The sequence below is a fragment of the Moritella marina ATCC 15381 genome, from assembly GCF_008931805.1.
GTDB lineage: Bacteria > Pseudomonadota > Gammaproteobacteria > Enterobacterales > Moritellaceae > Moritella > Moritella marina.
In genome coordinates this window covers 1546321-1559153 of record NZ_CP044399.1, presented here as the reverse complement: position 1 = coordinate 1559153, position 12833 = coordinate 1546321, and the positions used below count along the sequence as shown (strand labels likewise).

18 protein-coding genes are annotated in these 12833 nt (G+C 44.9%); all 18 read right to left on the bottom strand.

All coding sequences use genetic code 11. From position 1 onward, the window contains the following. Positions 1–2 precede the first annotated feature (2 nt). Positions 3–485 carry a baseplate complex protein gene (locus FR932_RS07035; protein WP_019440162.1) on the bottom strand — a complete coding sequence of 161 codons (483 nt, stop codon included), beginning with the start codon at positions 483–485 and terminating at the stop codon, positions 3–5. After that, on the bottom strand, positions 482–1123 hold the full coding sequence (locus FR932_RS07030; RefSeq protein ID WP_019440163.1) for a hypothetical protein: 642 nt from the start codon (positions 1121–1123) through the stop codon (positions 482–484). The genes FR932_RS07035 and FR932_RS07030 overlap by 4 nt, the downstream gene beginning before the upstream one ends. Beyond that, positions 1123–1410 carry a hypothetical protein gene (locus tag FR932_RS07025; RefSeq protein ID WP_019440164.1) on the bottom strand — a complete coding sequence of 96 codons (288 nt, stop codon included), beginning with the start codon at positions 1408–1410 and terminating at the stop codon, positions 1123–1125. Before FR932_RS07025 ends, FR932_RS07030 begins: the two co-directional genes overlap by 1 nt. A gap of 15 nt (positions 1411–1425) precedes the next feature. Next, positions 1426–2163: a hypothetical protein gene (locus FR932_RS07020; protein WP_019440165.1), complete on the bottom strand. Its 738-nt coding sequence runs from the start codon at positions 2161–2163 to the stop codon at positions 1426–1428. Positions 2164–2182: 19 nt separating this feature from the next. Continuing rightward, a complete protein-coding gene (locus tag FR932_RS07015) occupies positions 2183–2935 on the bottom strand; it encodes a phage tail-collar fiber domain-containing protein (RefSeq protein ID WP_019440166.1) in 753 nt (250 codons plus the stop codon). A 6-nt stretch (positions 2936–2941) separates the two neighbouring features. Beyond that, positions 2942–3670, bottom strand: a complete 729-nt coding sequence (locus tag FR932_RS07010) for a hypothetical protein (RefSeq protein ID WP_019440167.1) — start codon at positions 3668–3670, stop codon at positions 2942–2944. Then, the gene (locus tag FR932_RS07005) at positions 3663–4835 is read right to left on the bottom strand and encodes a baseplate J/gp47 family protein (protein ID WP_019440168.1); all 1173 of its coding nucleotides are present in this window, start codon (positions 4833–4835) and stop codon (positions 3663–3665) included. The genes FR932_RS07010 and FR932_RS07005 overlap by 8 nt, the downstream gene beginning before the upstream one ends. A 12-nt stretch (positions 4836–4847) precedes the next feature. Beyond that, positions 4848–5171: a DUF2590 family protein gene (locus FR932_RS07000; RefSeq protein ID WP_019440169.1), complete on the bottom strand. Its 324-nt coding sequence runs from the start codon at positions 5169–5171 to the stop codon at positions 4848–4850. Then, on the bottom strand, positions 5171–7636 hold the full coding sequence (locus FR932_RS06995) for a phage tail tape measure protein (RefSeq protein ID WP_019440170.1): 2466 nt from the start codon (positions 7634–7636) through the stop codon (positions 5171–5173). Before FR932_RS06995 ends, FR932_RS07000 begins: the two co-directional genes overlap by 1 nt. A 21-nt stretch (positions 7637–7657) precedes the next feature. Beyond that, on the bottom strand, positions 7658–7780 hold the full coding sequence (locus tag FR932_RS21785; protein WP_019440171.1) for a DUF6890 family protein: 123 nt from the start codon (positions 7778–7780) through the stop codon (positions 7658–7660). A 65-nt stretch (positions 7781–7845) separates the two neighbouring features. Further along, positions 7846–8112, bottom strand: a complete 267-nt coding sequence (locus tag FR932_RS06990; protein WP_019440172.1) for a putative phage tail assembly chaperone — start codon at positions 8110–8112, stop codon at positions 7846–7848. A 2-nt stretch (positions 8113–8114) separates the two neighbouring features. Next, positions 8115–8729 (bottom strand): hypothetical protein, encoded by a 615-nt coding sequence (locus FR932_RS06985; RefSeq protein WP_019440173.1) that lies wholly within the window; start codon positions 8727–8729, stop codon positions 8115–8117. Then, complete coding sequence (locus tag FR932_RS06980; protein ID WP_019440174.1) at positions 8729–9181, bottom strand: phage protein; 453 nt, start codon at positions 9179–9181, stop codon at positions 8729–8731. The genes FR932_RS06985 and FR932_RS06980 overlap by 1 nt, the downstream gene beginning before the upstream one ends. A gap of 10 nt (positions 9182–9191) precedes the next feature. Next, a complete protein-coding gene (locus tag FR932_RS06975; RefSeq protein WP_019440175.1) occupies positions 9192–10292 on the bottom strand; it encodes a DUF2586 domain-containing protein in 1101 nt (366 codons plus the stop codon). Between the two features lie 12 nt (positions 10293–10304). After that, positions 10305–10949, bottom strand: a complete 645-nt coding sequence (locus tag FR932_RS06970; protein WP_019440176.1) for a phage virion morphogenesis family protein — start codon at positions 10947–10949, stop codon at positions 10305–10307. 6 nt (positions 10950–10955) lie between these two features. Further along, positions 10956–11441: a phage tail protein gene (locus FR932_RS06965; RefSeq protein WP_019440177.1), complete on the bottom strand. Its 486-nt coding sequence runs from the start codon at positions 11439–11441 to the stop codon at positions 10956–10958. Then, positions 11438–11941, bottom strand: coding sequence for a head completion/stabilization protein (locus tag FR932_RS06960; protein WP_019440178.1), 504 nt, complete (start codon positions 11939–11941; stop codon positions 11438–11440). Before FR932_RS06960 ends, FR932_RS06965 begins: the two co-directional genes overlap by 4 nt. Positions 11942–12012: 71 nt before the next feature. Further along, complete coding sequence (gene gpM / locus FR932_RS06955) at positions 12013–12762, bottom strand: phage terminase small subunit (RefSeq protein ID WP_019440179.1); 750 nt, start codon at positions 12760–12762, stop codon at positions 12013–12015. Positions 12763–12833 lie beyond the last annotated feature (71 nt).

Here is a 12833-nt window from a genome sequence, read left to right as displayed (position 1 = left end):
AGTTACGGACCCTCTACACTTTCAAATTGCTGCTGTAGTGAATTATGACCATCACTGCTTTGCGGAATTGTATTGTTACTGGCTTCATCATCGAGCTGCAGTTGCTCGCGTTCTGACTTACTCATTACTTCAAGTAAATTAAAACTGATAATCCAAGCCTTCATTTCATCATCTTCCGTCGCACTCATTTCACCATCAAATTTGGTTTTACGGACTTTGAATGATTCTGCTACATCACAATTCACGGTGCGGATCATTCTTGCGCCGTGTTCATCGAGTTCTTTAGCCTTAGATATTAACTTGGCTAACTCTGCTTTATCTTTAAAAGGGATCTTTGTAGTAACCGATAATACGGCAGGTTTAACACCGTTATCCGATGATAGGGTCAAGGAGCCGTAGCCACTTAAGTCTTCACCAGCTAATTTGAAGCTGCATTTTATTTTGGTTTCATAACCTGGTACTTGCCAACCATCGAGCGCTATCATAAAAACAGTTCCTTAATCGGTTCAAGTTCACTGCTATTGCCCACGAACGCACAAAAAGCCCAATACGCTTTATCATCACCAAGACCTTGCAGCTTATCGGCTAAGCCTTTGGCTGTATTGGCGCTGATGCTCATACAATTTAAGCCCGTATTGGTGGAGTTAAATTCAGTTGCTGTTAAACGCGCATCACGTAGCCCCTTTAACTGCTTACATTCTGCTAGTGCGCTATCAACATCACTAATAAGCGCTTGTCCTTGGTCATTAACCTGCGCTAATGAAGCAGCCTGATATTGCCGCTTAATCACTGGTATCGACCGCTTGTCATTCATTACCGTCCACTCAAGTGATTGCTCGGTCCCTTTAGGACGAGTGAGTTTATCTGAATCTAATGTTGCTAGACTCGCTGCATAACGGCCACATTCAACAAAGCCGGCTAATGGGCAATATTCATTAACCGGCGCTAAACGCTTGGCTAAATCGGTTGAGCTATCACTGCTCACCCATAAGACCAGAGCATTGAAATCCGCTGGTCTAAACTGGCGGCTTTCATCCTTAATAGCATTTGCTAATAAGGCCGCTCCATCTGCAGCTGGGCAAAGGGTCGCGGTTTGGTGGAAGCAAAGACTAATACTGTGCATTAGCTATCAACTGGTAATGGATAACGCGCTTTAATTTCCGCGACTTTATCACGCCATACTTGCTCTTTTTCAGCGGTCTTATCAAATTGCCATTCCATATAAAGTGGGTCTGATTGCGTTTTATATGCTTTTTTACGCACATCTAACGCTTCATCTTTCGTATAGATAAGTTCAAGCTCATTAAACGGTAAAGCAAAACCATTCGTAAACAAGAAACGTTCTACCTGGTGAATATCTAAAGCATCACCGATAGTTGCGATTAATCCGCCATTGTGTACTATTTTCATATTAACAATTCCTTATTAAACATCTGAAATGCGAGCAAACTCAGGGTATAAGCCCCATGTCTTTTTCTCGTAATTAACAACGCCACTCACCGTACCGAACAAACAAATCAGCATTTCGCCACTGCCACCAGGTGCTGAAGACAGCGCTAACTTAGAATGCCCACCATGGAAGGCTTCATTGAGACTATTAACGCCTTGGCGCATACCGTAGAAATGCCAATCATTAGAAAATTCATGAATCGATGTCATATCACCACTGATATCACCACTTAATATTTTCAAGTAGCAACCACTCGTCAACGCACCTTGCTGATAACCATTATTCCAATTATTATCTATTCGCGCAGGATGTGATGCTGTACCACGCGTCCACTTGAGGCGCAGTATATGGAATGCACGATTCACATAACCACCATGAACATTTTTTCTAAATTCAGCAGCGTAACCATTTCCCGTATGGTCAACATCACTAGTTGAACTCGCATGGATGGTCGCTTCTTTAATCACTTCAAATGAATCAAGACCAATGGTTGAAAAGCCTTTAATGCCATCCCCATTAGTGGTTGGCTCCATGATTTGATTTCGGCTCAAAAGAACGTGGGATAACTCACCACGCGCTGAACCAATAAAATCATCCACCTTCGTTTTTGATTCTAAAACTTTATTGTCAATTTCTTTTACTTTGCCATCAACAACCCCAGTGAGTTTATTGCTGGCTTGCACGAGTTCTGCAATGCTTTGTTCTATTGCCATGTTGTGTTCCTTTTACTGATTATGAAGTTGATGTAATTTGTTTTACTTGTCGGTACATCGTACTGACCTGCGCGGTTGTCATGTTGACGATAGCGGTTTGCACCTCGCTATCCTTTTGTTGACGCTGCTTTATCATTACCGCTTGTTTTTCCTGCTGCACTTGCCCTTTTTGCTCTAATTTTCCAATGTGCACTTGCTGCAGTTCGATAGTATTTCGTAAGCCAGTGACAACATCTTTCAACCCTAAATAACGTGTCATGTTGTCAATTTGAGCACTTGCATTGGCGACAATGGCCAGCGTCATGCTGTCAAGCCTTGGGCTGTAATCAAACATCCAACTACTGGCTTTTATCTCAATGCGGGTAAGCGCTTTGGCTGCGGCAAACTTCAATACAAAACTGCGGTTGTGTACGTTATTCACGCCCTGGCGTTTACGTTGCAGTGGTAAATAATCCAGCGCTAACAAAATGCCGGTACTGGTGACTAAGCCAATCCAGTTGTAATCAAAGTCGCCAATGTCTTGGTCCATCACTGTCGCCCAAGCAACGGTATGTTCATCAATGAAGCCGGTGATTAATTCATCCGTTTGATAAACAATCTGGGCTTGCGCAGGGATCGCCATATTAGGGTCACGCGCTGCGTTATCACTTAAATTAGGGACATTCGCTAACACCAGTGTTGAGACATTCAGCCCCGTATTTTCAAGTGCACAACTGGTAATGTGCTGTTTACCAGCATTAGTAAGAATGCCAGTTACCTGTTGTTCAGACATAAAGACTTACTCCGTTGCAGTACTAATGCTGCTTTCTTTACTCAAAAATCCATACAGTGGTTGCAATGTCAGTGGATGTTCAACCGACATACTCAGTGGCAACAATGGCACGTTTTGTACATTGTATTGCCCTCCTAAAAAACCACTCATGGGGTTAAATTCAATATCACTGCCTTGCGTCAGTGTTAAGCCTAAAGGCACATGGACACTGTCCCATTGCACATCAAGAAAGCCCGGTGCTAATCCAACATCGACCACGCTGTGCACCGTGAATTCGTAACGTCTGCAGGTGCGTCCATAAAGCTGAATTAACTCAGGCATCAGCTCGCCATATTTCGATACCGTATGACTGCTAAAATCAATCGCAATAATGTCCCAATCGCGGTTATCAATACGCTCACTGACTTTGATTACATCGATACCAAGGCGATTAAAGATAGCTTCAATCGTCGCAATTTCGCCGGCATCAATGGTATTAACAAGCGCATGCTGGACCCGTTTTCTAAAAAAGTCAGCGGGCTCAAAAGGCAGCCTTTCAGTCAAACGTTCCCAGGCTAATAGACCTAAAAAGGGTTCTTCACTTTGCTGTTCATCTTTTTGCGCAACTGCCCACATCACCCAGTCTTTGGTATTGGTCCAATATTGTTGCGCGGCTTTCATTAACTGCTCGGCATGGCCTTTGTTTAACCAAGTCGCGATTTCGGGCTGTGCTTGTTGTAGTGGCTGTTTATCCATGTTGCACAACCAACTGCGTGAGTTTGGGTAACCACAAGCCCGTTTTAATATCACCACAATCAAAATCGATACTGCGTAGTGCAGGAAATTGATTATGTAACTGCGCTTGTAACAGGCTCATGCTAAACAACGAATTCGGGCGCGTTCGCATTGGCTGATACGCATCGTTTAACCGAAACGCCGCCTGGATAAATGTCTTTATATCCGCTTTAATATCAGCGCTATTAGCATGTAGTGAATACGTGGCCGTTATCATTTTGTCTTGCGTCGGCATGGCATACACCAGAAAGTCATCACCATGGCCATGATGGCCGTCATCACGAATATGTTGGTTAATTGCCCTTAATAACCCCGTTGATACCTGACCTACATTAAGGTAAATAAACGCATTCGCCGTACCAGGGCCGCGCGGCGCTTGGGTTACAATTTCAATATTCTCGACCGGTATAGCAAAGTCACTGATTATCGATTTATACACAGTATTGATGTGCCATTTAGCGGCCGTGCCGAATACGTTTCTTATCCGGTTTCGGTATGCCTCTGTGCTTTCTTCATTCGCACCAGGGATAAGCAACCAATCTTTTTCATTACGAACTGTCACACCTTCAATAGGGTTAACTAGGCGGTAATAACTGCCTACCGGTAAGTTATAGGCTTGCCCTGGTGAAGTAGCTTCAATCAGCACTTCAATAACGGATTCACCTTCTTGGAATACTGCTGCGCTGAGTGTGCGCAACTGATATACCGCGCCGCCAATGCTGTCACTTTCGACCAAGGCACCGGCCGTAATACTCAACACGCCATCCGGATTAACCCGCGTTAATCGCAGCATGCCTTTGGCTTTAATGGCATCCATCACAAAGACATTACGACTCGGGCCATGTAAACCAATTAATGCGCTGCGACTCGCCGTCATGATGAATAAATCGGGCATCAATATACGGGAAATCCAATCAAGTAAACTGACAACCGGCTGCGTGATAAGCGCTTTAACCGTGCGCCAAAAGGGACTAAACGGACTGCCATTTTCAATAGTGATTTGCTGATCGCTGAGTACCTGGTCCCACTGCTGCTTAGCAACCGTTTCATTCACTGGTAGACCCGCATCAGCCATCATTTTTTTAAAGTCAGGAACGATATCCGGTGTTCTATTTTCATTGCCCATACTATTCACCTGTTACGCCCCAGCCCACTTCATTAAGCCGTATTGCTTTGTTTCAGCTTCAATCGACAAGGTGTTATCACTGTTATAAGTAATTAAAATCGTGCCAGGCTTAAGTCTGTCATCTTGTTCAACTTCCAGTTCTAAGTCCGTTAACACCGGCGCAATACCGTTTCTGTTGCGCTGCTTCACTAGCTTAACCAGTAAGCCACTTTCAAGAATGCGGTGTTTAACGTCCTGCCCAATCACCTTGGCTGCAGAGAGTTTTTCAACGCTTAAAGACGGGTTAAACACAAAGTCACCATCGACAATATTTAAATCAACATGCGTATTTATCATTAGCCGGCTAACTCCATTAACTGTTCAAAATCATGTGCGAGGTTGTCACTTTTCATCACCACGTTATCGATATACACGCGCTTACTATTATCGGCGCTGCTACTGCTTTGATTATTTCCGCTCTGCTTGCTTTGCTGAAAGTACTGCGTTCGCTGTATACGTGGTCGACTTACCTTCGCCTGCTGCTGGTTATTTTCTTGATATTGTTGAATACGCGCGCTGTGCGCACTTGTTTCATTAAACGTTTGGCTTTCAACAAGCGAAGTTGCAACGGGCGATAAACCGCTAACCTGATTGAACTGCGTATTGGTATTAGCTAGGTGGTTCGTTGCTAACGTCTCACTATTAAATACCTGATTTGCAGCAGCCGGCGTGAAACTACTCACCTGATTAAGCTGCGTATTTGTATTAGCAAGATTGCTCGTTGCTAACGCCTCAGTATTGAATGCCTGATTTGCTGCAACTGGCGCAAAACTACTAACTTGATTAATCCCTGTATTTGCATTCGATAAGTTGTTTGCTGCGAATGCCTCAGTGTTTAACACTTGGTTTGTATTAACCGACGCTGAACCATTAACCTGACTAATACGCGTATTCATATTAGCGAGGTTGTTTGCAACAACTGGCGTTAAACCACCGACCTGATTGTGCTGCATATTCATGTTAGCGACATTGTTCGCTGCAAAGACCTCAGTGCTCGCGACTTGCTGCCCGTTTGATACTGTCGGGTTAAGCGGCGTTGATAATGTGTTCTCAGCCGAAATTGGCGCCGCTGTTTTGGTCACCTCTTCCACTTTTGAATTAACGGTCATTTCTTTACCGTCCATCAGCCCCAGTGCTTCGAGTACCCACTTCACGTTGTCAATCAGACCACTAAACACCGACATAACACTATCAAATATGCCAATCAGCGCTTGGCCCCAAGAAGTATCTTTAAAGGCAGTAACAATGCTATCCCAATAAAAAATAAGCCCCGCCACTGCAGCAACTAACGCCACAACCCCAGCAATAACTAACCCAATCGGATTGGCAAGTAAGGCGGTATTAAATAACCAAGTTACGCCCTGCGCCGCTAACATCGCACCACGATAAAGCGCGATAGCTGTAAGATAAGCGCCAATCGCAGCAATATTGCCTAAGAACCCCATCACGCGCAGTGCAACTAGTCCTATCTGCCATAGCTTTGTTGAGACTGCAGCGGCATTGCTTACCAAACTCAGTCCAATCAATGCAAAACGATAAATACCGATGATCATATTCATGGCACTAAACGCCATCATTAAGGCGACCACGCCAACAACTACCGCACCAAGTACACCCGTTAAGGTTGGGAACTCCTGCGTTAGCCAGATCACACCACCCAACATAGCAACCAACATATCGACAACCGGTTCAATAATCGGTAATACCGCTTGACCCATCGCCGTTGCAGCGCCATTTAATGAGCCGCTAAATCTGTCCCAGGGACTGGCAATGATATTGGCCATTTCACTTGCTTTGGATGCATCGGTGACATTGGTCAGCTCATTAATGCCCTGTTTTAACTTGGCCGTTTTTGAACTTAAAATATCAACCACAGAAGCGGCATTTTTAGACCCAAAGGCTTTATTTAAAATATCGCCTCTTGCAACACTGCCAACGCCAGCCAGCTTTTGGTTAATGCGCGACATGACCACATCAATACCGAGCATATCGCCCTGGCTGTTAGTCAGTTCGATACCTAATTCTTTTTGCGCTTTACCAATACCGTCAATGAAGGCTGCGTATTGAGTACCCGCTACCGAACCTGACTTTAGGACCAGCTGCAGTTCGCCCAGCACAGCAAATTGCTCTGCAGCATCAATGCCACGATTAGCCGCTTTGGCCCCTAACGCACTAAAGGCGGATTGCATTTCTGCGCCGGTGGTTTTATACATCTGCACAGCTTTCGCGGTTTGCCCTGCAATCTGGTTAACCCAATCAGACTTGCCCATCTTGTTAGCATTTTTTTCAAATATCCCGTACATGGTGCCCATGTAACTGGTGATCGTGCTGGCATCTGCCTTCGTCGCAACCGCTAATACATTCGATGCTTTGGTAAAGGATGCAAGTTCATCACCGGTGAGCCCTGATATCGCAGATTGAATATCGTAAGCACTGCGCACGAACTCTGCCGAGTTACCGCCAAACTGAGTGGTAAACTCAAAGGCGGTTTTGGTTAGTTTGGTTAAGTCTTCATTCGCCACACCCAGTGTTTGCACTTCACCAAGTGCAGCAACATGATCAATGGCCGGTGACAAACTACTAACAAGTGCAATGGCACCGCCTGCAGTACCCATAAAACCACTCATCATTTGGTTTTGAGCACTGGCGGTTTGGCTGCTAAGTTGGTTTATCTTATCCATGATCTTATTCACTGGTCCCGTTGCTTTATCAACAACACCAATGGTGTACATGAGTTTTTCCAACTTACTTAATGCGCTCATCCGTACCCCCTAACCTGCAACTTAACCGCTGTCCAACGCCATGCAAATACCATTGTTGATGGCTATTTGCTGCTTTTCTTGATTATCATTTTCCAAAAACAATGCCTGGGCTAAACTGTCTTCGGTGGCGGCGCTATGCGGCAACCATTTTTGCTGATAGGCGAGCAATTGATCTAAGCGGTTCTTGCTTATTTCTTTTGCTCGCTGTTCTATTTTTTTACGGTGATATTAAATTCCGGTTGATACTCTTCAACCACACTGCCGACTAAATGCAGTGCTGCGCCTGGCATCGCGAGCATTTCTTTTAATGCGGATTTACATTCAGGTTCAACCACGGTCATTAAGAAGTTCGTCGCCGGTTGAATTTTATTCACCTGATTACTTTGGTTTAGAAACTTGTTGTACGCCGTTACATTCACATTGAAACTAAGTTCAATGTCATTCACTTCTAAGACAATCTTTTGTTCTAATGCCATGGTTATGCTCGCTCTTTCGTTGGGTTTAAATCAGCTTGGTTTAATAAGGAATACGTAAACGTCTTGCCCCATTGCTGACTGCTTTGATGGCAAAGCGCCATCAGCTTATTAAAATCATTCGGGTTGGCTAATACCTGGCAACCTGCAGACCACTTGTCGACTTGCTTTGACTCATGATTTGCACTGGCGCGATGGCAATTAATACCGAAATAACCACGTTGTAGCGCGCTATCACAATCTACTTGATTGTCGTTGTTATTATCTCTGAACACCGCAACCGGTTTATGCTGCACTAGCGCAGGATATTGACCTTTGTGATAACCAAAGGTCCATAAACTGCGGTGCTGCATTGCTGCTAATACGGCGGTGCCATCGACATTACAAGGCGTTTCACGGTAATACGTGCCTGCGTCCGTGGTACATTTAAAGGTTTCCAGCTGCCACTTTTCGTCTTGCTGATACAGGACACAAAGCAGGTCGTTAAAACTGTTGGCCTTGGTATCTGTGTTGCGAATACCAATGATGTTCAGGTTTAATTCACCTTCAAACACGATGTGTTGCTTAGCTTTCATCGCCACCAGTAAACTAGCGGCCGTGAGGTTTTTGATTGCGGCCATTACAGATCTCTCACTTCTTCTGCAGTCAGATAAGGAATGCCATTGATTTTGATAAAATCAGTCGACGTCACCGGACCTTTGATTGTGGTGGTATCTTCTTCGCCACCTTCCGCTTTGATATTCAAGATCTCGTCTAATTGAGGCAACACACCAAAAGCTTCAATGTTCTTGGTACCAGCGGCAACTTCAGCTAAGAACGACACATCAAATGGTTCGATGCCTTTCCAGCTGCCAGCTGTTTTCGCCACATCCTGCACAATAAGAAAGTTTTCATGGTCTAATTTAATGGTCACTTCGGCGTCAACTGGTCCATCAATGTAACCCTTGGTAATGCCGCGTACTTTTTTGGCTTTACGGCCATCGGTGATCTTGACGCTGGCTTCAATGACATGCACCATTTTGTCACCAATGAAAATATCAAAGTCTTTACCGCCTAATGCTTTTACTGACATGTGTTGTTCCTTATTCGTCTTTGTCTAACATGATGCCGACAAGGATTTCACTTGGTGAGTCAATCGGCTGTATTTTTACGGTGACGCGCAATTGTCGGGCGTTCATGAAGGTTAAGGTGATTGAATCATCTTTCGGCTCACGTATTTCACCTGGAAATTTATCCGCGCCGATATTGATACTTTTTGACATATCACGCAGTGGTTTACCCAGTACACGCTTACCAAATGCAACGCCTGTTGAACTGTTATTCAGTCGGCGGTTTTTAATTTGATAAATGGCAATAATGCGAATTTGTCGCGCGGCTTTATCGACGATACGACCGGCTTCAATTTGTTGGTAATCACCACCTTCGGCATCGAGCATATTGACGTCACCAAAATAAATGCCATCAAAGTCAGGATAAAACTGCACACAACTAAAACGGATCGCATCAAGCGCCGCTGTAACGGCATTGGTAATCGGTTGCCCTGAACTGTCGTGCGGTGTCGGTTGCAATGCCATCGACCCTGTTTGCACGCGCATGGGTGAATCGGCAACCGTGACAGAACGTTTACAAAGTCGCCCTGTGACAGCGCCAAGTTCATCACCATAAAGCGCAGGAATCACCGCAACTCGCGCAGCAACAACGCCATCCGTTAATGGGGTGATCGCGGCTAGATGTTCAGTCCATGTTTGGTTATCACTCAAGCCAGGTGCTGATACCAGAAAACGCACACGACGTGCATACTTGGATAAGATATCCAGCGCTTTGGCTTGGTACGCTTCAACTTGTGCCTTACCCGTCACCGGAGTGGTGATCACGATAATTTCAGGGCTGATGTTTTGGTCCATGGCTTTATCGATAAGCGCAAATTCGTCATCACCGGCATTGATAGGGATCGCCCAACCAGAAACGAGTGCATCACCATTACGCATCCAAGCCGTTAATTGCGTTTTCAGTGCTGAATCAGCTGCAGAGATCAATGCATCAAGGTCTGATTGCGCATTAAGCGGCACTATCTTGTTTATGTTCAACGCACCAACACCGATAAATAATGCTGAACGTTCCACTTCTTTTGTTGCTCCGCTACCCGTATTTAATGCGGTAACTAAAACCTTGCCCTGTGCCATATATTTACCTTTTTAGCGGAGGCGAAATGCCTCGTCCAACATGTAGTTTTTTAATTCTGTTTGCTCATTACTGTTTTGCCCTAAGAACGAACGGGCTGGTAACTTAACGTCCCAACTGGATTTAGCTTTTTTATTACCGCGTAAAATACGCAGTATCAGCCCCGCTTGTCCGACGGATATATTCTCAGTGATCCATTTAAGCGACGGTGATTTCCAACCTTTACCGCGTTTCTTTCTGACTTTATAACCATTGTCTCGCAGTGATTTCGCTTGTCTGCGTGACGCCTTCGCCCTGTATTCAGGGGTGCCATTGGTTTTTGCTGCCTGTTGCGCGGTCTGCGTAGAGGTGATCCCCTCTTGATGCGCTCTGGCTATTTGCCCTAAGCGCTTATTACCAAAGGTAACTGTCGCGTTATTGGGTGTGGTGTGTACCTGAATACCTTTACCCAACTTCTTTAACATCCGTTTTTTACGACCATCAGAGCGACCTTGCCAGTTGGTACCCGATAAGCCTTTCTGGCCTTTTAATCGCGTTTTAGTATCCCGCCTGACTTGCCGACCTGCACCGCGTAAAATACGCCGGCGCTTATTGGCATCGAGCGTTAACATATCTAATTGCTTTAACGCGCTATCCGTAGGGATATCAAGATTCAGCATGCTCGACTACTGGGCCATAAATTCTGCGTCTAAATCGAATGACGCCGCTATCCAAAGACTCTGCTCACCAAAATCAAAGCGTTTCATTTCACCTTGAAATTCCAATTCAAAGGGTCCATTCATGTCTTCAACCAACATCACATCTTCTGCGAACCGCTCGATCGTCAACTCGATTTCAGCACTGTTGTCATCATTAATATCCAGGCTAAATTCCACATCATGGCTGTCGTCTTTTTCTGCATTTGTCATTAACCAAAAACTCACATAGGTTGCGATCAATTCAACAGGGGCATTGCATGGATTAATGCTGATCACGCCACTATAAAAAAAACGTGCAGCGAGTAGCCCTGTTCCGTTTATTCGTTTGCTGGCGTGTTCAATGCGCCCGCCTTCAATCCAACTATCAAACTCACCCGCCCTGGCTAAATTGCGGCCTTTGTAAGTGGCCGATACCAGGTACTGGACTAAACGTTGTAATTTGCTTTGGCTCATAACAATTCAACACCTGAACGCGTTAGCTGCATGATTTGACGTAAGGCCATGTCACTTTCTGCTAACCAGTATTCTTGATTATCACTGGCCATCACTTGCTGTGCTGCCCGTTGGTCACGGTGCGTCTCACCTAAACGGCCAATTAACAACGCTGCTTTAGCGCGACAATACACCGCTCGTTGATAGGTAAGGATTAATGTATTCACACCATTAATTTCATCAAGGTTCACATCTTGTAACTGTTCGACCTGTTGCCAATGGCGTAAGCGGTATTTTGCTAATGCCTTGTTAACATCGAGCATAGCGAGCACTAATGTTCGTTTAACCTGTTCACTGTTGTTGGCGTATTCCGTAGCGATCGAGTAATCAGTGATAAATTCAGCCGTGCCAAGGTCTGGATAAAAGCCGTTGTTAACTACATTTTCATTGCTTACTTGTGCCAGTGGCATACCGGTTAAATTCATCACGTTACTCACTTCTAATAGGTCGGCTCTGGCCACTGCGATAAGGATCCCATTTCACTACTGTGAATAAGTCCAACGCAGCCGAGCCGGTGGCGCGAGAGTCATTACTATTCGTTGTCTTTACCAATGGTTTTGGCGATTTCTCTGACCATCTTTTTAACGCCCGCTTTGTCATTTAACTCGGTTGCTTTGGTGCCGTAGGTATAGGCATTGCCTAAGTTAAATACGCTTTGTTCTAACTTTGCAGCCATGGCATATAGCTTGCCGCCAATCAATTCACTTAACCGCCATTGATGAGTTTCCAACAGCTGGATAAATTGGGTGAATAAGTTAATCACTTGGCTACGCTCTACGGCATCACGGCCTTTGCTTAGGTGTTTAGCCCCTTCGTCATAAAGCTGGTCGATTAAAAATGTCGGCCAATCTTGGGTACTAAAGCGCCCTGGTAAACGTTGGTTTTGCGTCACTAACAAAGGCAAGAATTCAAAGGCTGTTTTCCAGTGGCCAAGGTCAACAAGCCAAATCACCACCCAAGCCAGTACCATGTTCTGATGGTTGGTTCCTTGTGCTTGATAGCGACGTAAATAATCCAGGTATTGATGGTTCTCAATTGCCTGCGCTTTATATGCAATTTTGTCTTCGATATGAGAAAACTTTTTAAGTTGAGCAAGGTCGGAATCCATCGCCGCTTTGAAAAAATCAAACTCATCCATAATGTCTTGGGCACGGTTTGGTTCGGCCGTGACAACCTTGCCATGCTTTGCTGTAACTGTGACAGATTGATCAGGACCGCTTGCCAGATCAACACCGACAATAGATGCATGGGTTTTACGTTGATTTCGTTTGACTATACTCATTTCAAAAAACTCTCTGCTTGGGAAATAACTGACTTACCGTGATAAGCCAGTGCTTCATTTGATCTATTTAT

Coding starts and splice junctions, on each gene's coding strand:
- FR932_RS07035 (WP_019440162.1), bottom strand. CDS start 485: ATGATAGCGCTCGATGGTTGGCAAGTACCAGGTTATGAAACCAAAATA.
- FR932_RS07030 (WP_019440163.1), bottom strand. CDS start 1,123: ATGCACAGTATTAGTCTTTGCTTCCACCAAACCGCGACCCTTTGCCCA.
- FR932_RS07025 (WP_019440164.1), bottom strand. CDS start 1,410: ATGAAAATAGTACACAATGGCGGATTAATCGCAACTATCGGTGATGCT.
- FR932_RS07020 (WP_019440165.1), bottom strand. CDS start 2,163: ATGGCAATAGAACAAAGCATTGCAGAACTCGTGCAAGCCAGCAATAAA.
- FR932_RS07015 (WP_019440166.1), bottom strand. CDS start 2,935: ATGTCTGAACAACAGGTAACTGGCATTCTTACTAATGCTGGTAAACAG.
- FR932_RS07010 (WP_019440167.1), bottom strand. CDS start 3,670: ATGGATAAACAGCCACTACAACAAGCACAGCCCGAAATCGCGACTTGG.
- FR932_RS07005 (WP_019440168.1), bottom strand. CDS start 4,835: ATGGGCAATGAAAATAGAACACCGGATATCGTTCCTGACTTTAAAAAA.
- FR932_RS07000 (WP_019440169.1), bottom strand. CDS start 5,171: ATGATAAATACGCATGTTGATTTAAATATTGTCGATGGTGACTTTGTG.
- FR932_RS06995 (WP_019440170.1), bottom strand. CDS start 7,636: ATGAGCGCATTAAGTAAGTTGGAAAAACTCATGTACACCATTGGTGTT.
- FR932_RS06990 (WP_019440172.1), bottom strand. CDS start 8,112: ATGGCATTAGAACAAAAGATTGTCTTAGAAGTGAATGACATTGAACTT.
- FR932_RS06985 (WP_019440173.1), bottom strand. CDS start 8,729: ATGGCCGCAATCAAAAACCTCACGGCCGCTAGTTTACTGGTGGCGATG.
- FR932_RS06980 (WP_019440174.1), bottom strand. CDS start 9,181: ATGTCAGTAAAAGCATTAGGCGGTAAAGACTTTGATATTTTCATTGGT.
- FR932_RS06975 (WP_019440175.1), bottom strand. CDS start 10,292: ATGGCACAGGGCAAGGTTTTAGTTACCGCATTAAATACGGGTAGCGGA.
- FR932_RS06970 (WP_019440176.1), bottom strand. CDS start 10,949: ATGCTGAATCTTGATATCCCTACGGATAGCGCGTTAAAGCAATTAGAT.
- FR932_RS06965 (WP_019440177.1), bottom strand. CDS start 11,441: ATGAGCCAAAGCAAATTACAACGTTTAGTCCAGTACCTGGTATCGGCC.
- gpM (WP_019440179.1), bottom strand. CDS start 12,762: ATGAGTATAGTCAAACGAAATCAACGTAAAACCCATGCATCTATTGTC.